Annotated in this window: 18 protein-coding genes and 6 tRNA genes; all 24 read left to right on the top strand. The window is 35.2% G+C overall.

Annotated elements, in window-relative coordinates:
* The 24 genes from BKP45_RS04225 (at nt 1) to BKP45_RS04110 (ending at nt 21,677) form a co-directional block, all read left to right on the top strand.
* Entirely contained in the window at nt 1–1,356 is a 1,356-nt protein-coding gene (locus BKP45_RS04225) for a TrkH family potassium uptake protein (RefSeq protein WP_071388480.1), read from the top strand.
* 86 nt (nt 1,357–1,442) lie between these two features.
* Nucleotides 1,443–2,099: a potassium channel family protein gene (locus BKP45_RS04220; protein WP_071388479.1), complete on the top strand. Its 657-nt coding sequence runs from the start codon at nt 1,443–1,445 to the stop codon at nt 2,097–2,099.
* A 293-nt stretch (nt 2,100–2,392) separates the two neighbouring features.
* A complete protein-coding gene (locus BKP45_RS04215; RefSeq protein WP_071388478.1) occupies nt 2,393–3,331 on the top strand; it encodes a YybS family protein in 939 nt (312 codons plus the stop codon).
* Between the two features lie 11 nt (nt 3,332–3,342).
* Nucleotides 3,343–5,313 carry a DHH family phosphoesterase gene (locus BKP45_RS04210; protein ID WP_071388477.1) on the top strand — a complete coding sequence of 657 codons (1,971 nt, stop codon included), beginning with the start codon at nt 3,343–3,345 and terminating at the stop codon, nt 5,311–5,313.
* A complete protein-coding gene (gene rplI, locus BKP45_RS04205) occupies nt 5,310–5,753 on the top strand; it encodes a 50S ribosomal protein L9 (protein ID WP_071388476.1) in 444 nt (147 codons plus the stop codon). Before BKP45_RS04210 ends, rplI begins: the two co-directional genes overlap by 4 nt.
* A 70-nt stretch (nt 5,754–5,823) precedes the next feature.
* Nucleotides 5,824–7,188, top strand: a complete 1,365-nt coding sequence (dnaB, locus tag BKP45_RS04200; RefSeq protein ID WP_071388475.1) for a replicative DNA helicase — start codon at nt 5,824–5,826, stop codon at nt 7,186–7,188.
* Between the two features lie 290 nt (nt 7,189–7,478).
* On the top strand, nt 7,479–8,144 hold the full coding sequence (gene queC, locus BKP45_RS04195; protein ID WP_071388474.1) for a 7-cyano-7-deazaguanine synthase QueC: 666 nt from the start codon (nt 7,479–7,481) through the stop codon (nt 8,142–8,144).
* Nucleotides 8,137–8,625 carry a 6-carboxytetrahydropterin synthase QueD gene (queD, locus tag BKP45_RS04190; protein ID WP_071388473.1) on the top strand — a complete coding sequence of 163 codons (489 nt, stop codon included), beginning with the start codon at nt 8,137–8,139 and terminating at the stop codon, nt 8,623–8,625. The genes queC and queD overlap by 8 nt, the downstream gene beginning before the upstream one ends.
* Complete coding sequence (gene queE / locus BKP45_RS22795; protein WP_071388472.1) at nt 8,622–9,347, top strand: 7-carboxy-7-deazaguanine synthase QueE; 726 nt, start codon at nt 8,622–8,624, stop codon at nt 9,345–9,347. Before queD ends, queE begins: the two co-directional genes overlap by 4 nt.
* A 3-nt stretch (nt 9,348–9,350) precedes the next feature.
* Nucleotides 9,351–9,842: a preQ(1) synthase gene (gene queF / locus BKP45_RS22790; protein WP_071388471.1), complete on the top strand. Its 492-nt coding sequence runs from the start codon at nt 9,351–9,353 to the stop codon at nt 9,840–9,842.
* A gap of 391 nt (nt 9,843–10,233) precedes the next feature.
* Entirely contained in the window at nt 10,234–11,520 is a 1,287-nt protein-coding gene (locus BKP45_RS04175; protein WP_071388470.1) for an adenylosuccinate synthase, read from the top strand.
* Between the two features lie 389 nt (nt 11,521–11,909).
* A tRNA-Lys gene (locus BKP45_RS04170) sits at nt 11,910–11,985 on the top strand.
* Between the two features lie 11 nt (nt 11,986–11,996).
* Nucleotides 11,997–12,071, top strand: a tRNA-Glu gene (locus tag BKP45_RS04165).
* 404 nt (nt 12,072–12,475) lie between these two features.
* Nucleotides 12,476–12,552 (top strand) — tRNA-Met (locus tag BKP45_RS04160).
* 3 nt (nt 12,553–12,555) lie between these two features.
* Nucleotides 12,556–12,631, top strand: a tRNA-Asp gene (locus tag BKP45_RS04155).
* 32 nt (nt 12,632–12,663) lie between these two features.
* Nucleotides 12,664–12,739: transfer RNA gene (locus BKP45_RS04150), tRNA-Phe, on the top strand.
* 19 nt (nt 12,740–12,758) lie between these two features.
* Nucleotides 12,759–12,831, top strand: a tRNA-Thr gene (locus BKP45_RS04145).
* Between the two features lie 237 nt (nt 12,832–13,068).
* Nucleotides 13,069–14,583: a peptidoglycan DD-metalloendopeptidase family protein gene (locus BKP45_RS04140; RefSeq protein WP_071388469.1), complete on the top strand. Its 1,515-nt coding sequence runs from the start codon at nt 13,069–13,071 to the stop codon at nt 14,581–14,583.
* A 272-nt stretch (nt 14,584–14,855) separates the two neighbouring features.
* On the top strand, nt 14,856–15,560 hold the full coding sequence (gene yycF, locus BKP45_RS04135) for a response regulator YycF (RefSeq protein ID WP_071388468.1): 705 nt from the start codon (nt 14,856–14,858) through the stop codon (nt 15,558–15,560).
* 2 nt (nt 15,561–15,562) lie between these two features.
* Nucleotides 15,563–17,380 carry a cell wall metabolism sensor histidine kinase WalK gene (gene walK / locus BKP45_RS04130; RefSeq protein WP_071388467.1) on the top strand — a complete coding sequence of 606 codons (1,818 nt, stop codon included), beginning with the start codon at nt 15,563–15,565 and terminating at the stop codon, nt 17,378–17,380.
* 2 nt (nt 17,381–17,382) lie between these two features.
* Nucleotides 17,383–18,750, top strand: a complete 1,368-nt coding sequence (locus BKP45_RS04125; RefSeq protein ID WP_071388466.1) for a YycH family regulatory protein — start codon at nt 17,383–17,385, stop codon at nt 18,748–18,750.
* Nucleotides 18,737–19,534, top strand: a complete 798-nt coding sequence (locus BKP45_RS04120; protein ID WP_071388465.1) for a two-component system regulatory protein YycI — start codon at nt 18,737–18,739, stop codon at nt 19,532–19,534. Before BKP45_RS04125 ends, BKP45_RS04120 begins: the two co-directional genes overlap by 14 nt.
* 15 nt (nt 19,535–19,549) lie before the next feature.
* The gene (locus tag BKP45_RS04115; protein WP_071388464.1) at nt 19,550–20,344 is read left to right on the top strand and encodes an MBL fold metallo-hydrolase; all 795 of its coding nucleotides are present in this window, start codon (nt 19,550–19,552) and stop codon (nt 20,342–20,344) included.
* A gap of 112 nt (nt 20,345–20,456) precedes the next feature.
* Nucleotides 20,457–21,677 carry a S1C family serine protease gene (locus tag BKP45_RS04110; protein ID WP_071388463.1) on the top strand — a complete coding sequence of 407 codons (1,221 nt, stop codon included), beginning with the start codon at nt 20,457–20,459 and terminating at the stop codon, nt 21,675–21,677.
* The last annotated feature ends 60 nt before the right edge of the window (nt 21,678–21,737 follow it).

The raw sequence follows: 21,737 nt of genomic DNA, 5'->3' as shown, positions 1-21,737 counted from the left end.
ATGTTTACTCATAAAAAAGGATTAAACATTCGGCTAACCTCTGTACAGATGATTGTTTTGTTTTACCTCGGGGCCGTTTTTACCGCTACGATCTTATTTCGTTTACCTATTGTTCAAAAACCAGGGGTAGAGTTAAGTCTTATTGATACAATATTTACTGCAGTTAGTGCAGTTAGTGTGACTGGTTTAACCGTTGTTTCAACAGCGGATACGTTTAGTGTTCCTGGTACATTCATTTTAGCGTTTGTGCTTCAATTTGGTGGTATCGGTATTATGACTCTTGGAACATTTATTTGGCTTATTTTAGGGAAAAGGATTGGATTAAGAGAACGTCATTTAATTATGACCGATCAAAATAGGGCAACATTTTCAGGCTTAGTAATATTAATGAAAGAAATTTTAAAACTCATTTTATTCATTGAATTAATTGGTACAATTATATTAGGGGTATATTACCTCACTTATTTTTCAACATGGCAAGAAGCTTTTCTCCAAGGTTTTTTTGCAGCAGTTAGTGCTACAACAAATGCTGGGTTTGACATTACTGGGGAGTCATTAGTTCCATTTGCTAACGATTATTTTGTTCAAAGCGTTAATATTGTTCTTCTCACTCTTGGTGCTATTGGTTTTCCAGTATTAGTTGAAGTAAAGGATTTTATCAAGGCAAAAAGAAATAAGAAAAAGTTCGGTTTTTCATTATTTACGAAAATAACGACGATTACTTTTTTTAGTTTAATATTTTTCGGTATGTTTTTTATTTTACTTTTTGATTGGTCAAATTTTTTATTAGATAAATCATGGCATGAGAAGTTTTTTTATTCTCTCTTTCAATCTGTTACGACTAGAAATGGTGGATTAGCGACTATGGATGTTAGTGAATTTTCCGTTGCAACACAGCTGATGTTAAGTTTCCTCATGTTTGTAGGAGCTTCTCCAAGTAGTGTAGGTGGTGGAATTCGTACAACGACATTTGCTATTATATTGTTAGCTATATTTTCTTTTGCTCGTGGAAAACAATCCGTAAAAATATTTCATAGAGAACTAGACCAAGAAGACATTTTAAAATCGTTTGTAGTGATTTGTGTTGCTACTTTTATTTGCGGGCTATCAATTATTATTTTAGCTGCATATGAACCGTTTCCGTTAATGCATATTATTTTTGAAGTTACTTCAGCTTTTGGAACAACAGGATTATCAATGGGAATTACTCCTGAGCTAAGCGTTCTTGGAAAACAAGTCATTATTATACTGATGTTTATTGGTAGAATTGGTATTTTCTCATTTCTATTTATAATGAGAGGAACAGAAACTACTGAGCGTTATCATTATCCTAAGGAAAAAGTAATTATCGGGTAAAAACATTTAGATTTTTATATTCTTTCAAAACGAAATTATGTTTAAAATAAGAGAGACAATAAAAAGTATGGATTGGGTTGATCTAAGTGAAAAAACAGTTTGCAGTGATAGGATTAGGGAGATTTGGTGGAAGTGTATGTAAGGAACTTTATTCAATGGGCCATGAAGTACTAGCTATTGATACAAATGAAGATAAAGTTAACGAATTTGCTAATTATTCAACACATGCTGTTATTGCTAACGTGACGGATGAAAATACGCTGATATCGTTAGGAATTAGGAATTTCGAACATGTTATTGTTGCAATTGGTGATAATATTCAGGCTAGTATTCTTTGTACACTTTTACTTAAAGAATTAAATGTAAGCCAAGTATGGGTAAAAGCTCAAAACAACTACCACCATAAAGTTCTTGAAAAAATTGGTGCAGACCGAATTATCCATCCTGAACATGATATGGGTGTAAGAATAGCTCATTATTTAGTATCAGAGAAAATTATAGACTATATTGAGCTCTCACCTGACTACAGTATAATGGAGCTAATAGCTTCAAATAAAGTAGCAAATCGAACGATATTTGAGTTAGATATTCGTGCTAAATATGGGTGTACAATATTAGGGATTAAGCGAGGGGAAGAAGTTATTATCACGCCTCTTCCTGACGAGATCATTTTAGATAAAGATATTTTAATACTAATAGGCCATAACAATGACTTAAAACGATTTGAAGATGAGAGTTTATAATCGTGTGTTACAATCAATTGTAGAATTTTACTTTTTACAGGCTAAAATAGTGAAAATTATTGAGGGTTGTTTATATTATAAGGTGATAGGGGAAGATGCTAGTAACATACCTTATTTATGAGAAAAATTTCATTAACGAGTCATACGGTAATGGTGTTCGTTACTATATAATATTTTTCTTACCTTTAACAAATAGAAAGACGTTAAGGGTAAGAAAAATATTTGGGGTTAAAAGAAACGATCCTATGTTTAGATAAATCATTTAGTCATTTAGAGAAAAGAGGGAAATAAGATTGAAAAACACAAAGGTAATGACTGAAGGAGCGATATTTGCAGCAATATTTGCATTAATAGCTTTTACGACAGTCATTTTGCCAGTACTGGGTTCTGTTTTAATTTGGATACTACCACTACCATTTATTATTTATACCTTACGAAATGGGTGGAAACCTGGCTTACTGTTATTTTTTGTAGCTTCATTTGTTTCATTTATTATTGGGGGACCATTATTAATTATTAGTGCTATCTTTTTTGGAAGTGGTGGGCTAGTAGTTGGGGAATTATTTAGAAGAAAAAAGTCTGCCTTTACTGTCTTATTAGGAGGTAGTTTAGCGTATATTGTTAATCTGCTTTTTTATTTCATTTTAAGTATTCTTATATTTGATATTCATCCAGTGAAAGCAACTCAGGAGTTAATGATTGAATCAATCAATGCTGCTGAAGCAATGTTACTTGCATTGGGACAAGATCCAAGTGCTCAGCTTGCTCAGCTTGTCGACTTTACTAATCAGCTTATCGTTCTAGCGCCATCTATTATTATTTCAACTGGAGCTTTTTATGCCTTATTTATCCAACTTATTGCATATGCAGTATTAAAAAGAATTGGTATGAAAGTACCTAAGTTTAAACCATTTAGAGAATGGTCATTTCCGAAGTCATTTTTATGGTATTATCTAGTTGCTTCTATTTTAATGATTATTGGCCTACAAGAAGGGACCGCACTTCATATTGTCATGTGGAATTTGTTTCCCTTACTAGAAATTGTCATGACAATTCAAGGGTTAGCAGTCGTATTTTACTACTGTTATGCCAAGAAGTTAAATAAATCAATTCCTATCATAATTATAATTGTTACGATTATAGCCCCATTTCTTCTTTATATATATAGAATTTTAGGTATAATTGATTTAGGATTCGAACTTCGAAAAAGAATGAAAACTCGAAATGAGTAGGAGTTGAAATTATGCCAGAGTTCTTATTTAAACGGTGGCACGGATATCATGTCATCGCCTTGTTTGCTGTGGCAGCCATTTTTATTGGAATATTAACGTTATATCAATGGATTTTTGGCCTAGTCGGCTTTCTATGTTTAGGGGTCGGACTTATCTATACTATTCAAGCGAAAAATTATTTTGTTAAAGATTTAGAAAAATATATTTCTACACTGTCGTATCGAGTTAATAAGGCTGGGGAGGAAGCGGTTACGAAAATGCCGATCGGTATGCTTCTCTACAATGAAGACAAAATAATCCAATGGGTAAATCCTATGGTTACTTCATTTATAGAAGAAGAGTGCATCGGTCAACCAATCACTAAAATTGATGAAGATTTATTTAGTGTTATTGACAGTGACGAAAAAGAGACTTCCATTCAAATTGGCGAAAATGTTTTTAGAGCTCTTATAAAGAGAGATGAACGGCTGATCTACTTTTTTGATATAACAGAAGAAGTTTATGTGAAAAAGCTGTACGAAAAGGAACAAACTGTTATTGCTATTATTTACTTAGACAATTATGATGAAGTAACACAAGGTATGGAAGACCAAATTCGAAGTAAGTTAATGAGCCAAGTTACATCTACTTTAAATAATTGGTCAAAGGAACACGGTGTCTTTCTAAGAAGGACGTCATCAGATCGTTTTCTAGCTATATTCCGCCAAGAAGTTCTCGAAAAACTTGAAGAAACAAGATTTGATTTACTCGATGAGGTAAGAGAAGCTACTTCTAGCGAAAAAATACCTATTACACTAAGTATTGGAGTAGGTAGTGGGCAAGGAACGTTCCAAGAGCTTGGATTACTTGCTCAATCAAGTTTAGATTTGGCACTAGGACGTGGTGGTGACCAAGTAGCTATTAAACAAAAAAACGGTAAGGTTCGTTTTTATGGCGGAAAGTCAAATGCTGTAGAGAAACGAACTAGGGTTAGAGCACGTGTTATTTCCCACGCAATTCGTGACTTCATTTTAGAAAGTGACCGTGTCATGATTATGGGTCATAAAAATCCTGATATGGATGCGGTAGGTTCAGCTATTGGTGTACTAAAATTAGCGCAACTAAATGGTAAAGAAGGATATATTATTTTAGACCCTGAAAATATTAGTAGGGACGTAAGGAAGTTAATGGAGGAAGTAGAGAGACATGATCGCTTATGGGCGCATTTTATTACTCCTACAGAAGCTTTAGAAGAGGTAACGAATGATACTCTTTTAGTTGTAGTTGATACACATAAGCCTTCGCTAGTGATTGAGCCGAAAGTCTTGGAAACAATTGATCGTGTAATTGTGATAGATCATCACCGCCGTGGTGAAGAATTTATTGAAGAGTCAGTTTTAGTCTATATGGAGCCTTATGCATCATCAACAGCTGAGCTAGTGACAGAACTTCTTGAATACCAGCCTAAACAAACAAAACTCGATTTGTTAGAAGCAACTTCGTTATTAGCGGGAATTATTGTTGATACGAAAAGTTTTGCAGTTAGAACAGGCTCTAGAACATTTGATGCAGCGTCCTATTTAAGATCACAAGGAGCAGACACTGCTTTGGTTCAAAAACTTCTTAAACAAGACTTAGATCAGTATATTAAACGATCTCGTCTTATTGAGAATGCGCATATTTACCGTAATGGTGTTGCGATTGCTAAAGGAAGTTCGGATAAAGTTTGCAGTCAAGTGCTGATTGCACAAGCTGCAGATACGCTACTCTCAATGAATGGTATCGTGGCTTCGTTTGTTATTTCAAAACGAAAAGATGATACGATCGGTATTAGTGCTAGATCATTAGGAAACGTCAATGTGCAATTAATTATGGAAATGCTTGATGGTGGCGGTCATTTATCAAACGCTGCAACACAACTTGAAGGCATTTCAGTAGATGAAGCGGAAGAATTATTAAAAGAAAAAATAGATCAATACTTTGAAGGGGGAAAAGAATCATGAAAGTAATTTTTCTTCAAGATGTAAAAGGTAAAGGGAAAAAAGGTGAAGTCAAAAATGTTTCGGAAGGATATGCAAGAAACTATTTACTTCCAAATAAACTAGCTTCTGAAGCAACTTCAGGAAACTTAAAAACATTAGAAGTGAAAAAGCAAGGCGAAGAAAAGCGTGCCGAAGAAAAGTTAAATGAAGCAAAAGCCTATAAAGATGAATTAGAGAAACTTACTGTAGAAATTAAAGCAAAATCTGGTGAAGGTGGCCGTCTTTTCGGAGCTGTCACAAGTAAACAAATTGCTGATACACTTGGTAAAATGAAAAAGAAAGTAGATAAACGTAAAATCGAATTAGATGAACCAATTCGTGCACTAGGTTATACCAATGTTCCGGTTAAATTACACCCAGAAGTAACAGCAACAATTAAAGTGCATGTAATTGAAGGATAATGCAATAAAGTAACGGTATCACTTTTCAATCATTCTAGATCTTACATTAAAAAGGGTAGGTGGAACCATCATGAGTGAATTATTTGCTGACCGCACTCCGCCGCAAAACGTTGAAGCAGAACAAGCTGTTCTAGGGGCAATATTTTTAGAACCGGAGGCACTTGTCACAGCATCAGAGCGATTGACATCAGAGGACTTTTACCGTGCAGCACATCAGCGAATTTACAGTGTGATGATAAACTTAGCTGAAAGAGGAGAGCCTGTTGATCTTGTCACTGTTACAGCAGAACTTCAAGATAGAAAGTGGCTAGAAGAAATCGGGGGAGTATCTTATTTAAGTGATCTAGCAGGTAGTGTACCTACAGCTGCAAATGTTGAGTACTATAGTAAAATCGTTGAAGAGAAGTCTATATTAAGACGTTTAATTCGTGTTGCCACTACAATTGCAGCTGAAGGTTATGCTGAAGAAGAAGAAGTTGATGCAATATTAAATGAAGCAGAGAAAACGATTTTAGAAGTTTCACATAAAAAGAATACGAGTGCGTTTATTTCAATTAAGGACGTGCTCGTTGAAGCATATGATAATATTGAGCAGCTTCAGCATCGAACAGGTGATATCACAGGGATCCCAACAGGATTTTCTGAACTTGATAGAATGACAGCTGGTTTTCAACGAAATGACTTAATCATTGTTGCAGCGAGACCTTCTGTAGGTAAGACTGCTTTTGCTTTAAACATAGCACAAAATGTAGCAACTAAAACGGATGAAAATGTAGCTATTTTTAGTTTAGAGATGGGGGCATCTCAGCTTGTTATGAGGATGATTTGTGCAGAGGGAAATATCGACGCACAGCGACTACGTACAGGATCTCTTATAGAAGAAGATTGGACGAAGTTGACAATGGCAATGGGGAGTCTTTCTAAAGCAGGTATTTATATTGATGACACTCCTGGTGTTAAAGTAAACGATATCCGTGCAAAGTGCCGACGATTAAAACAGGAAAAAGGTTTAGGGATGATTTTGATCGACTACCTACAACTTATTCGAGGAGATGGTAGAAGTGGTGAAAATCGTCAACAGGAAGTTTCTGAGATTTCCAGAACATTAAAAGCAATTGCGAGGGAATTAGAAGTTCCTGTTATTGCCCTTTCACAGCTTTCCCGTGGAGTTGAATCGCGTCAAGATAAGCGCCCAATGATGTCAGATATTCGTGAATCGGGAAGTATTGAGCAGGATGCCGATATCGTAGCATTCCTTTATCGCGATGATTACTATGATAAGGAATCCGAAAATAAAGATATTATTGAAATTATTATTGCCAAGCAAAGGAATGGTCCAGTAGGCACCGTCGAACTAGCTTTTGTGAAAGAGTATAATAAATTCGTTAACTTAGAACGACGTTTCGATGAAAATAACATCCCAGCAGGGGCCTAGGATGGCGTAGCCACTGACTTCAATCACATCGTGAGTTACTTCATGGATTACATCGTGCAGCTATGTGACGAGGAAGTTTGCCTCAGAGCGTTACGAGTAGTTTAAATAGCATATTTTGCAGTCCCCTCCAGTATATTCTAGAGGGGACATCTTGTGTTTATGGGAGCGAGTATGTAAAATAGTGAGAGGCATTTTCTAAGAAGAGTCTTATAGAAGATTATAAAATTTTCTTAATAAAATCGAGAGTTCGCGATCTCCTCTCGTTAAAAAAAACTAAGGAGTGTTTAAATATGAAAAAAGCATTGGTGGTGTTTAGTGGTGGACAAGATTCGACTACTTGTCTATTTTGGGCACTGAAAAACTTTGATGTAGTCGAAACGGTAACGTTTGATTATAACCAAAGGCATAATAAAGAAATTGATGTTGCAAAGGCAATTGCTAGTGATCTAGGTGTAGAAAATACGGTTATAGATATGAGTCTTTTAAATCAACTCACTTCAAATGCATTAACTAGAAGTGACATAGAGATAAAAGAAGGTGGAGAAGGAGAATTACCTTCAACATTTGTAGATGGTAGGAATCATCTCTTTCTATCGTTTGCAGCTATCATGGCAAAAGCCAAAGGAATAAAAAATATAATTACAGGTGTATGTGAAACAGATTTTTCAGGGTACCCAGATTGCCGTGACGTGTTTATAAAATCTTTAAATGTCACGTTAAATTTATCGATGGACTATCAGTTTGTCATTCATACACCATTAATGTGGATTGATAAAAAAGAAACATGGGCCCTTGCTGATAAACTAGGTGCCTTTGAATATGTAAGAGAAAAAACGTTAACTTGTTACAACGGTATTATTGGTGACGGGTGCGGTGAGTGCCCAGCTTGTAAGCTCCGTAAAGAAGGATTACGTAAGCATTTAGAGGAGCAAAAAGGAGGAGCAGCCAATGTGTAACAGTCATAACTTATTTGGTTTTCGTATTGTCGATAAGCTTCAAAAGTTTGGTGAAGATATTCAAAAAGAACAGCTAAGATATCATAATAAACGAGTCCTAGTAAGTAAAGAGTTCACATTTGATGCAGCTCATCATCTTCATCATTATGAAGGTAAATGTAAGAACCTACACGGTCATACGTATAAAGTCGTTTTTGGAATTAGTTCGCTAACAGATGAAATTGGTATTGCCATTGATTTTGGTGATATTAAGAAAATCTGGAAAGAACAAATTGAAATTTATTTAGATCATAGATATTTAAATGAGACATTACCGCTTATGAATACAACAGCAGAAAATATGGTTGTATGGATTTATGAAAAAATGGCTGACTATTTGAAAGACAGTCAATTCAAGACGTTAAAGCCACGAGTTGAGTTTGTTCGTTTATTTGAAACACCAACGAGCTATGCAGAAGCTAGAAGAGAGTGGATGGAATGAAAATACCAGTCATTGAAATTTTCGGTCCAACCATTCAAGGTGAAGGGGCCGTTATTGGTAAAAAAACTATTTTTATTAGAACGGCAGGTTGTGATTACCAATGCTCTTGGTGTGATTCTGCTTTTACTTGGGATGGCAGTGGCAAAGAAGACATTACGATGATGAATGCTGAAGAGATCTTTAGAGAATTAGAGAAAATAGGACTCGATAATTTTGAACATGTGACGATTTCAGGGGGGAATCCAGCTCTTATTAAGTCATTGAGCACTCTTATTCGTTTACTAAAGGAGAAAAATTTCAAGGTTGGTCTAGAAACACAAGGTAGTGTTTGGCAAGATTGGATGGTTGAGATTGACGATTTAACGATTTCACCTAAGCCCCCTAGCAGTGGTATGAAGACAGATTTTGATAGATTAGAGGATATATTACAACTCTTAACTAAAAGAATAGATAATGGGCACGTTAGTATAAAAGTAGTTATTTTTAATGATAAAGATTTACAATATGCAAAGAATGTTCATAAAAAATTTCCTGCAGTACCTTTTTATTTACAGGTAGGGAATGAAGATTTATCTGATGAGAGTAACGAACGACTTGCTTTAATGTTAATTCAAAAATTAGAATGGCTTGTTAGTAAAGTTGTCGTTGATCCAGAATTCAATAATGTAAGAGTATTACCACAACTTCATACGTTACTTTGGGGTAATAAAAAAGGAGTGTAAACATTGAGAAAAGATCATGAATTAGAAGGTGTATCTTTGTTAGGTAACCAAAATGTCGAATATAAATTCGAATATGATAAATCAATTTTAGAGACTTTTGAGAATAAGCATCTAGACAATGATTATTGGGTAAAATTTAATTGTCCTGAATTTACAAGCCTTTGCCCAAAAACAGGTCAACCTGATTTCGCAACGATCTATATTTCATATATACCTAGTGAAAAAATGGTTGAAAGTAAATCGTTAAAGCTCTATCTTTTTAGTTTCCGTAACCAAGGGGACTTCCATGAAGATTGTATCAACATTATTATGAAAGATCTAATTGAGTTGATGGATCCGAAGTATATTGAAGTATGGGGGAAATTCACGCCACGAGGTGGTATCTCAATTGATCCTTACGCAAACTATGGGAAAAAAGGAACAATGTTTGAAGAGATGGCAAAGCAACGAATGTTTAACCATGACATGTACCCAGAAAAAGTTGATAATAGGTAATCAAGCTGCTGAGTATAGCATTTAGTTAAAAGGCTTAGGGATTAAAGATGATCTCTAAGCCTTAATTTTGAATTGGGATTAAGGAAATAGTGCTTTAGGATAACCAAATAGAGCATGACTATGTATCAATATGGAAATCTAACCGAAATACTACAAGAGAAGAACAATTATGGAGTCTTTTATAATGATCATTTAGTCGAATCAACATTTTTTTTATGTTTTCTTATAGAAAAAGTTTTTACGAACAAATCATTACATTACTAATAAATCGTTCGGATTTTATTGACTTTACTTTAGTAAATTGTTACACTTACTATGGTTTTGAATGGATAAAATATTACTAGGAAAAAATAGATATATTCTTTTAACTATTTGCGGAGGTGTAACATTAATGGCATCAGTTGTTGTCGTTGGAACACAGTGGGGAGACGAAGGAAAAGGAAAAATTACAGACTACTTGTCTGAAAAAGCTGAAGTTGTAGCAAGGTATCAAGGCGGAAATAATGCTGGTCATACGATTGTTTTTGATGGGAAAAAGTACAAGCTACACTTAATTCCTTCAGGTATTTTTTATAAAGATAAAATCTGCGTAATTGGTAATGGGATGGTTATTGACCCAAAAGCGTTAGTGCAAGAATTAAAATATTTACATGACAAAGGTGTAGATACAAGCAACTTACGAATTAGTAATCGTGCTCATGTCATCCTTCCTTACCACATTAAGTTAGACATTGTGGAAGAAGAGAGTAAAGGTGACAACAAAATTGGAACGACGAAAAAAGGTATTGGTCCAGCTTACATGGATAAAGCAGCACGTGTAGGTATTAGAATTGCCGACTTACTTGATCGTGAAGAATTCGAAATGAAGCTTGAGCGTAACCTAAAGGAAAAAAATCGTATGTTTGAAAAGTATTACGAAGTTGATGGCTTTACAAAAGAAGAAATTTTAGACGAATATTTCGAGTATGGTCAACAAGTTGCACAATATGTAGTTGATACATCTGTTGTATTAAATGATGCACTAGATGATGGAAGACGCGTTCTATTTGAAGGTGCCCAAGGGGTAATGTTAGACATTGACCAAGGAACATATCCTTTCGTTACGTCTTCAAATCCAATTGCAGGTGGAGTAACAATTGGATCAGGTGTTGGACCATCTAAAATTAATCATGTAGTTGGAGTATCTAAAGCATATACAACACGTGTTGGTGATGGACCATTTCCAACAGAATTAAAAAATGAAGTTGGTGACCGTATTCGTGAAGTAGGGAATGAATATGGTACAACTACAGGTCGTCCACGCCGCGTCGGTTGGTTTGATAGCGTCGTTGTTCGTCATGCGAGACGTGTAAGTGGTATTACAGATCTATCGTTAAATTCAATTGATGTACTTACTGGTATTGAAACACTGAAAATTTGTGTGGCTTACAAATATCAAGGCGAAGTTATGAAAGAATTCCCAGCAAGCTTAAAAGTATTATCAGAGTGTGAGCCTGTATTTGAAGAGTTACCAGGTTGGACGGAAGATATTACAGGAGTAAAATCTCTTGATGAATTACCAGAAAATGCAAGACATTATATTGAGCGTATTTCTCAACTAACTGGAATTCCTTTAACAATCTTCTCTGTTGGACCTGATCGTAGCCAAACAAATCTTGTAAGAGGCGTGTTTGCATAAGATCTCAAGTTCAATAATGATTAAATTGGAGTACGAGTTTATTAATAACTCGTGCTCTTTTAAAAAAAAATAAGAATTATTTATTCCACTTTTAAGGGGCAGTAAAACCCTCACTGATTGAAGTTCAGCTTTATAAATTTCTAACTTAGAAACTGTCTAGTGCAAGCAGTCTACGAGTTCGGTCACTTCAGTCAAGCAACTGATTTCAATTGAACTCTTATATAGAGGGTAGAGAATTTTTTTAAAAAAACTTGATTTTTATTTAGTAATTGTATATTCTAGTAAAAGTGTTGCAAAAACAAGTCACATTATTTTTTAAAAAGTTTTTTCGGAAAAAGTGTTGCATTTGTTTTTTAGATATGATATTATAAATCTTGTCGTTAAGAGATGAGCCATTAGCTCAGTTGGTAGAGCATCTGACTTTTAATCAGAGGGTCGAAGGTTCGAATCCTTCATGGCTCACCATTTTCATCTTTGGCCCGTTGGTCAAGCGGTTAAGACACCGCCCTTTCACGGCGGTAACACGGGTTCGAATCCCGTACGGGTCACCAATTTTAAGTTGTTGTTGTAAAACAAGACGGAAGTGGTTATAATAGTTCTTGTCGGCACGTTAAGATCAAAGTAACGATTTGAAGTGTCACTATAAGAAGAAATAGTGGACACGTCAAAAAATATTATTATCGCGGGATGGAGCACAATGAGTTAGCTTCGAAGGAAAAGCACCGCAGCTCGACGCAGCAGCTACAGAGCATTACTAGTAGAGGAAGAGCGAGTCGACACATCAAAAGCAAGTACCAAATTAAATAATTTATTATTATCGCGGGATGGAGCACAATGAGTTAGCTTCGAAGGAAAAGCACCGCAGCTCGACGCAGTAGCTACAAAGCATTACTAGTAGAGGAAGAGCGAGTCAACACATCAAAAGCAAGTACCAAATTAAATAATTTATTATTATCGCGGGATGGAGCAGTCTGGTAGCTCGTCGGGCTCATAACCCGAAGGTCGTAGGTTCAAATCCTTCTCCCGCAACCAAATGGACCCGTGGTGTAGCGGTTAACATGCCTGCCTGTCACGCAGGAGATCGCCGGTTCGATCCCGGTCGGGTCCGCCATTTTTGTTTTTAGTATTTTTGACTAATATAGTGGCTCGGTAGCTCAGTCGGTAGAGCAGAGGACTGAAAATCCTCGTGTCGGCGGTTCGATTCCGTCCCGAGCCACCACTAAATAAATTAATAGTATGCCGGCCTAGCTCAATTGGTAGAGCAACTGACTTGTAATCAGTAGGTTGGGGGTTCAAGTCCTCTGGCCGGCACTCTATTGTACATAAAAGTCTATCATTTATTTGGTAGACTTTTATTTTTTGGGTACGGGAACATAAGGTATCTGTTAAATAATAACAATAATTATACAGTTATATTACGATTATAAGTTTATCAAACCGTTTTAAGCTAGATGTGTTACAATACAATAGGTTGTATGAAGTTTATGATTAAAACATTAATATTACTAATATAAAAAAAATTGAACAAAGTAGCGTAGGAGGAGAACCATGAAACACTATAAGCACTGGTTAGATCGTCTACCAAAAGGCTTAATAGGTAAGACAAAAACAAACCTTAATTTATTGAAAACATTCACTAATAAATATAAAAAAGTCATTGGAGCAGGACTATGTACAGCACTACTAGCAACAAACTTACATACTGGTTTTGTTAACGCTCAAGAAGAGGTCGAAAATAATGGTTTACAATCGATCTATCACATTTATATTGATGGGAATAGAGTCGGTTCAGTAAATGATAGTTCTTTAGTTACAAAATTAAAGAATGATATTTTACAAGAATTTAGTGGTAGTTATGAAGACCTGACATTGGTTATCGGGCAAGAGATTGACATGATTCCTGAACTTGTTTTTAATGCTAGGACTAATACTGATGATACGTTAGAAAAATTAGAAAATAGGTTAAGTGTGAAGGCTGAATCTATATCCCTAGAGGTCGAGGGTGAAGAAATTGCGTATGTGAGTAGTGAAGATGAGTACCTAGAGGTAATTGAAAAGTTAATGCTTCAATATGTTTCAAAAGAAGAATTAAAAGATTTCCAGGAAGCAAAAGAAAATGACGAGCTTGATAGAAACCCTTCTGTTGGAGAGAAGATTATCTTAGATATTAAGTTATCAAAGGATATTGAATCTGGTGAAGCTGTCGTAAATCCTGAGGAAATACTTTCAGTAGAGGATGCTGTAAAACAAATTAATTTAGGCACATTAGAAGATGATGTTTATGTTGTTGAACCAGGTGATGTACTTGGAACAATTGCTGAAGAAAGCAATCTTTCAATGGATGAAATCCTTGCTTTAAATCCAAAAGTTACACAAGATACATTGTTACAAATTGGTGATGAATTAAATGTTACTGTATATAAACCGATCGTAAAAGTAATTATTGAAGAAGCTTCAAAAGTTAAAGAAGATATACCATTTCAGACAGAAACAAAAGACGATGCTAATATGTCGCGTGGTGAAACGAAAGTCCAACAAGAAGGACAAAAAGGTGAACGAGTAGTTAGTTATAGTATTACCCGGGAAAACGGTAGAACGATTGAAAGAACAATTGTTAGTGAAAATGTAACAAAAGAACCAGTAAATCGAGTAGTATTACGTGGAACAAAAGTAACCCCATCAAGAGGTACTGGACAATTAGCATGGCCTGCAGTAGGTGGATATATTTCTAGTTATCAAGGAATGCGTTGGGGTAGATTTCATAGAGGAATCGATATTGCAAGACCATCCAATTATAATATTTTAGCAGCCGATAATGGTACCGTTACTTTTGCTGGATGGGATGGCGGCTATGGCAACAAAATTATTATTAATCATAATAATGGTATGAGAACGTTATATGCTCATTTGGCTTCAATGGATGTCAAAGTAGGGCAAACTGTTGCTCGAGGACAAAAGATTGGTGTGATGGGTACAACTGGTAATTCAACTGGTATCCATTTACATTTTGAGGTTTATCAAAATGGAGAACTAAAAAATCCAATGGATTTTTTAAATAGATAATTTGTATAGGGGTTTGTAGCCTTTAAGTAATGAAAATAATATACATTCGAGGTCTGGTAACTTCAACTTGTGTAGACGTGATGAAAACAAATGTTTTGTCGTGTTACGTCGATAGTTGTAGTTGCCAGACTTTTTATATGCTAACCAGATTGTAGTGGGCAAAAAAGCTTTTATAATATGATAAAATATAGTTGAGACTTAAATCACTAGAGTAATATATTTGAAACAGTCAAATCAGACACTTTCTATAAAAACTGGGAGTTGAAAATAAAATGGTGAAGAAAATCTTAGTAGTTGATGATGAGCAGCCGATTGCAGATATTTTGAAGTTTAGTCTAGAAAAAGAAGGCTTTTTTGTTGAGTGTGCTTATGATGGGGAAGAAGCGGTAAAAAAAGTTGCGAGTTTAGTACCTGATTTAATTTTACTAGATATTATGTTACCACTGAAAGACGGTATGGAAGTATGTCGGGAAGTCAGAAAAAAATATGATATGCCAATTATTATGCTCACAGCTAAAGATTCTGAGATAGATAAAGTATTAGGTCTTGAACTCGGAGCAGATGACTATGTAACAAAGCCATTCAGCACTAGGGAGTTGTTAGCGAGGGTTAAAGCTAATATAAGACGTCACCAACAGCAACCAGAAGAAGTATTACCTGAAAAAAAAGAGTTGAATATAGGTTCGCTGACCATTCACCCTGATGCGTATCAGGTTACCAAACGTGGGGAAGCTATCGAATTAACACACCGTGAATTTGAGTTAATCTATTATTTAGCAAAACATATCGGACAAGTTATGACTCGTGAGCATTTATTGCAAGCAGTGTGGGGATATGATTACTTTGGTGATGTTCGCACTGTCGATGTAACTGTAAGGCGTTTAAGGGAAAAGGTAGAGGATAATCCTAGTCATCCTACTTGGATTATTACACGTAGGGGAGTCGGGTACTATTTAAAGAACCATGAGGGGAATTAATTATGCATAAAGTCGGTTTTTTTAAATCGATTCAAGTAAAAATAGTTATTATATACGTATTATTGATTTTAATAGCGATGCAAGTGATTGGCGTTTATTTTACAAAACAGTTAGAAGAGCAACTTGTAGAAAATCATTTTGAAATGTTAGAAGAACGGGCAAATTTATTGGCTTATAACGTTGAACAAGAAATGAAAAAAAATAGAGATGAAACGACGTCTAGTTTAAATGCTGATATCGATGTGTTATTGCGAGAGTTCTTTTCGATTGAGAATGCAGAAGTACAGGTTATTGATAAGCACAAAGTAGTTTTAAGTGTTTCTAATTTTCAAAAGCGCCACGTTGTTGGGCAGAGAACGACAGAAGTACGTGTGAAAAGAGCTTTACTTGGAACAAAAGATAGAGATATTCTCCGTGATCAAACAACAGGACATAGAATGCGGGTTTTAGCTATACCTGTTATTTCAAATAATGAAACGATTGGAGCAGTTTATATCGAGGCTTCAATAGAAGAAATATATGAACAAATGCAACAAATAAATCAAATATTAATGACGGGTACATTGATTGCTTTAGTCATTACTGGTGGTTTAGGAATATTTTTAGCTCAAACTATTACAAGGCCCATATTAGATATGCGGAAACAAGCTCAAGTATTGGGGATAGGAGACTTTTCGAGAAAAGTTCATGTCTATGGTAAAGATGAAATAGGTCAGTTAGCGATTACGTTTAATGAACTAACTACGAAGTTAAAAGAAGCAAACGCTACTACAGAAGCGGAAAAGCGGAAGCTAAGTTCAGTTCTTTCCCATATGACAGATGGGGTTATTGCTTCGGACAAAGAAGGTAGCATTATATTAATGAATAAACAGGCTGAGAATTTATTGAATGTTTCCCAAGAGGAAGTCTTAGGTAAGTCAATCGTTGAATTACTACGTGTATTTGATGATAGAACGATAGATGATTTGTACCGAAACCCTGGTTCTTTGTTGTTAGATTTTAGTGAGAACGATAAAGAGTATTTATTAGAGGCAAATTTCTCTGTTATTCAAAAAGAAGACGGTAGTTATAACGGAATTATTACTGTTATACATGATGTTACTGAGGAGGAAAAAATCGAACAGGAACGTCGAGAGTTTGTAGCAAATGTATCCCATGAATTAAGAACCCCTCTAACTTCAATGAAAAGTTATCTTGAGGCTCTTGAGGATGGCGCATTGCATGATCCAACTATTGCTCCTAAATTTCTAAATGTAGCTCAAACTGAAACAGAACGAATGATTCGTTTAGTAAACGATTTACTGCAACTTTCAAAGATGGATAGTAAAGACTACCGCCTATATTTAGATACGATTGATATGACAAAATTATTAAATAGTGTCATTGACCGTTATGAGTTAGTTTCTGATAATGATAAGATTTATTTTCATAGAGATATACCTAATCATACGACTTTTGCCACTGTTGATCGGGATAAAGTTATTCAAGTTCTCGATAATATCTTGTCAAATGCTATCAAGTACTCTCCTGAGGGTGGGGAAATTACGATCTCCTTAAAAGAAAATGAAAAAGAATTAAGTATAAGTGTTAATGATGAAGGAGTAGGAATACCAGCGGAAAACTTGCCACAAGTTTTTGATCGTTTTTATCGTGTTGATAAGGCTCGTTCGCGAAAATTAGGTGGAACTGGTCTTGGGTTAGCGATAGCAAAACAAATTGTCTCGGCTCATGGTGGGAGCATTTCGATTAATAGTGAATGGAATATTGGCACAAGGATTACATTAACTTTACCTTATTCGGCAGATAAAGGTGGTGAGTGATAATGATGGAACATGTAAAAACCGTCATTCTATGGCTCTTAATTTTACTCAGTGTGTTCTTAACTTATCAAATTTGGATTTTCCAGCCGAATTATAGAATATTACAGAGTACAGAATATATTGATCGTACTCAAATTGGCGATGAAAAAGGTTTAGACCAAGTAATTCGGCCAAAGCAAATTGTTTTTTATAATGATGGTTTATCATTTTCCCCCATTGGAAGCTCAGAGTATATTCAAAAATATTATGATGAGTATCATGGGGTATCAGTAGAACAAATAACTGTTACTACTAATTTTATAGATTTAGAGATTGATGAGAATTTTAAAGGGATTGAATTTATTTTTCCATCAAGTATTCCATTTGAAGCCTTAAATGAGTTTTTTCAATTCAAGAATAATAAAAGTAGTTTTATTAGAAATATAGATAGGATTGTTTTTTTTATTGAATCTACTGATGGAAAAGAACAAGTTCATGCACGGTTCATTTCTAATAATGAGCAAGTCGTAGCTAATGCAATAACAAATATTTCTACAGAAAGCTTTAGAGTAGATATAACGGTTGATGGTAAAAACGGAAGTTACTATGAAGTATTCCCATATAATATTGTTAACTATGGTAATGGCTTCATGGGAACCGTGTTTTTACCTGAAGATGATTTAACGATAAATAGTGGCACGTATTTAGCAAAAACGATATCTGCTGAACATTTTAAACAATCATTATTTAGTGATCCCAGCTTTGTAAAAAACTATTTGCAGTCAAATGGCGAAGAATCCTTCACAGATGGTAATAGAATGATGAATGTATTAAATAACGGTAATGTTTTGCAGTATATTAATCCGTTTTTTGGTGATGGGATTGACCGAAATGATAAACATATTTTATTTACTGGACTGGATTTCTTGAATGGTCACGGTGGCTTTACTAATTCGTATTACTATGATTCTGTAAAACCAGTAGGTGGCAAGGATGAGATTACTTTTCGACTCTTTGTTGATGGAATTCCGGTATATCGTGCCAACTTTTTTGAGATAAATAACTTATACGAAATCACACTACAACGAGGGACTGGAAACCGTATAGAACAATATAAGCGGCCACTGTTTTTCGTTGACGAAGAACCTATTAATCTCAGCGAGTCTACGAGATTACCATCGGGTAATGAAGTTATAAAAGCAATAAATAATATAGAGGATTTTAATCCTTATTTATTAACAGATATTAATGTAGGGTATATGATGGTTAAACGGCAGTCGTTTGTTATTTTAGAGCCGAGATGGTTTATGTATTACAATAATAGTTGGGAAGTCGTAAATGTTGTTAATGATAGGGAAGATAGTGAGGCGATAACCGATGGATTGGAGTAGGGCAAAAACAATTTTCATTATTACTTTTTTATTGCTTAATATTTTCCTAGGTTATCAGCTAAATGAAAAAAGAGATGCTAGCAATATTAATTTTCTATTAGAAGCTACGATACAAGAACGGCTTTCGGAAATGAATATTGTCATTGAGGCAGAGTTGTTTGACGAACAGCTTACCGGAACTTATATAAGTGGTTCAGTTGAAGTGCCTTTGGATAAAGAAATCGAGAGGAAAAGAAATTCCCAAAAAGTTGTGGAAGTCAATGATGATGGAATAGTAGTCAGTTTAAATAATCCGCATTCTTTCAGGCAAAAAGATGGGCCCATTCAAGAGCAAGCAAAAGGGTTTGTTCTACAACATATAAATTTTGGTCAACATTATCGTTTTAGTCATTATGATTCTAAGTTAAAGCAAGTGTTTTTTTATCAAACGTATCAAGGCAAAAAAGTTGATAATTATGAAAGTGGACGATTACCGCTTCTTTTGCAACTAAACAATGACTTTGAAGTTGTTATGTATGAACAAAATTATTTAACGATTCAACCAATCCACCCTCCAGGGAAGGAACAAGAGCTGCTTTCAAGTATGAGAGCAATTGAAAAACTATTTAACCAACAGCTTATTCCGCCAGATAGTGTAATCACAAAGGTTGAGTTAAGTTATTATAGTTTTTTTAAGCCACCTCAAGGGGAGGTTCAGGTTTTTGCGCCAATGTGGAATATTGGTGTAAATGAACAGGTTTATTATGTAAATGCGATCGATGGCGCCATTCAAAATATACAATAATGAGGAGAAGCATAGATGAGTTTAACATTCAGTGTATTAGCAAGTGGCAGCTCAGGTAATGCCATTTATGTTGCTACCGAAAAAAAGCGAGTTTTAGTTGATGCAGGTTTAAGTGGAAAGGCGATGGATCAATTATTTAAGAAGATTGACTGTTGTCCAAGTAAATTGGATGCAATATTAGTTACGCATGAACATAGTGATCATATAAAAGGGGTTGGTATACTAGCAAGAAAATATCAAATTCCGATATACGCCAATGAAAAAACTTGGAAAGCAATGGAGCCTGCTTTAGGAAACATTTCAACTGATCAAAAGTTTATTTTTCATATGGAAGAAACGAAAAGTTTTGAAGACTTAGATATTGAGTCTTTTGGTGTTTCACATGATGCAGCAGAGCCGATGTTTTATGTGTTTCATCATGAAGGAAAAAAGCTCTCAGTTATTACGGATACTGGATATGTCAGTGAACGTATGAAGGGAACAATTAAAGATTCAGATGTCTATATATTCGAATCGAACCATGATATGAACATGTTACGAATGGGGAAATATCCTTGGAGTGTAAAAAGACGTATTTTAAGTGATGTTGGACATGTTTCCAATGAAGATGCAGCACTTGCTATGGCAGAGGTAATTGGTACGAAGTCAACTCGTGTGTATTTGGCTCATTTGAGTCAAGATAATAATATGAAGGATTTGGCTCACTTGACTGTAAAACAAACTTTAGCTGAACAAGGGTTTGAAGTAGGAAAATCTCTAAAGTTATTTGATACAGATCCAGCTAAACCTACTGAGTTAGTTGAGGTTTAAAACCTCAATTTTCGGGAATACAGGAAAAATAAAAAATCTTAAATGAAATACTGGATTTTTTCATGAAATTTGGTAAATTATATTTTGGATAATATAATAAGGAGGGTACCAGGTGGGATATTACGATGAGCATTATCAAACAGAAACAAGAAGTAAACGAAAAAATGTAAAAGGGATAGGAGTTACAGCTTTCTTTAGTTCAGTAGTTGGAGCTTTGCTTGTCATCTTTTCTGTTCCATTTCTCTCCAGCTATGGGTTGCTACCTTATGAAGTAGTTCCAAAAGGCCAAAGCGCTGAAACTACTCAACCAGAACTGATACCAGCTTCCTCGCAGGTAGATAGTACATTAAATATAACCGTTAATTCAGATATAACAGAAGCGGTAGAACGTGTTTCAGATGCAGTTGTAGGTGTTATTAATTTAAAACAATCAAATTTTTGGTCAACAACACAAGGAGAAGGAACTGGGTCTGGAGTTATTTATAAGAAAAATAATGGTCATGCCTATGTTGTGACAAATCAGCATGTTATAGATGGAGCACAACAAATAGAAGTGAGTTTAAGTAATGGTTCAAGAGTTTCAGCAGAACTACTTGGAGCAGATATTATAACTGATTTAGCCGTACTAAGGATTTCAGCTGACGATGTTGAAACAGTAGCAGAATTCGGTAATTCCGAGCTATTGCGAGTAGGAGAACCTGCGATTGCTATTGGTAACCCATTAGGATTACAGTTTTCTCGTACGGTTACACAAGGAATTATTAGTGCGACTGAAAGAAGTGTTCCGGTTGATTTAAATAAAGATGGGCGTGTTGACTGGGAAGCAGAGGTTTTACAAACAGATGCAGCTATTAACCCAGGTAATAGTGGTGGAGCTCTGATAAATATTCAAGGACAGGTCATTGGTATTAATTCTATGAAGATTGCCGGATCTGTTGAAGGAATAGGTTTTTCTATTCCTAGTGCTATTGCTGTTCCTGTTATTGAAGATCTTGAGCAGTACGGTGAAGTTCAACGTCCGCAAATGGGTATTGTCATTCGTTCTCTTTCAGAAGTCCCAAGTTACCATTGGAGAGAAACGTTTAAGTTACCTGATGATGTGAAAGCGGGTGTTATATTAGAAAGAGTCGAACCAATGAGTCCAGCAGATCGTGCAGGTCTAGATCAATATGATGTAATTGTAGAGCTAGATGGACAAAAAGTCCAAGACACACATGACTTACGTAAATTTTTATATACGAAAAAGAACATTGGAGATGACCTTGAGGTTACATTTTACCGAGAGGGTAAGAAGCACACCGTAACATTTACGTTAACGAAGCAAACATTATAGTTAATAGTTGAAAGCCTACCAGTTTATTTTGCTGATAGGCTTTCTTTTGTGTTGAATACC

The sequence above is a fragment of the Anaerobacillus alkalidiazotrophicus genome, from assembly GCF_001866055.1.
The sequence above is the reverse complement of the archived record's forward strand: the minus strand, read 5'-3'. Positions and strand labels throughout refer to the sequence as shown.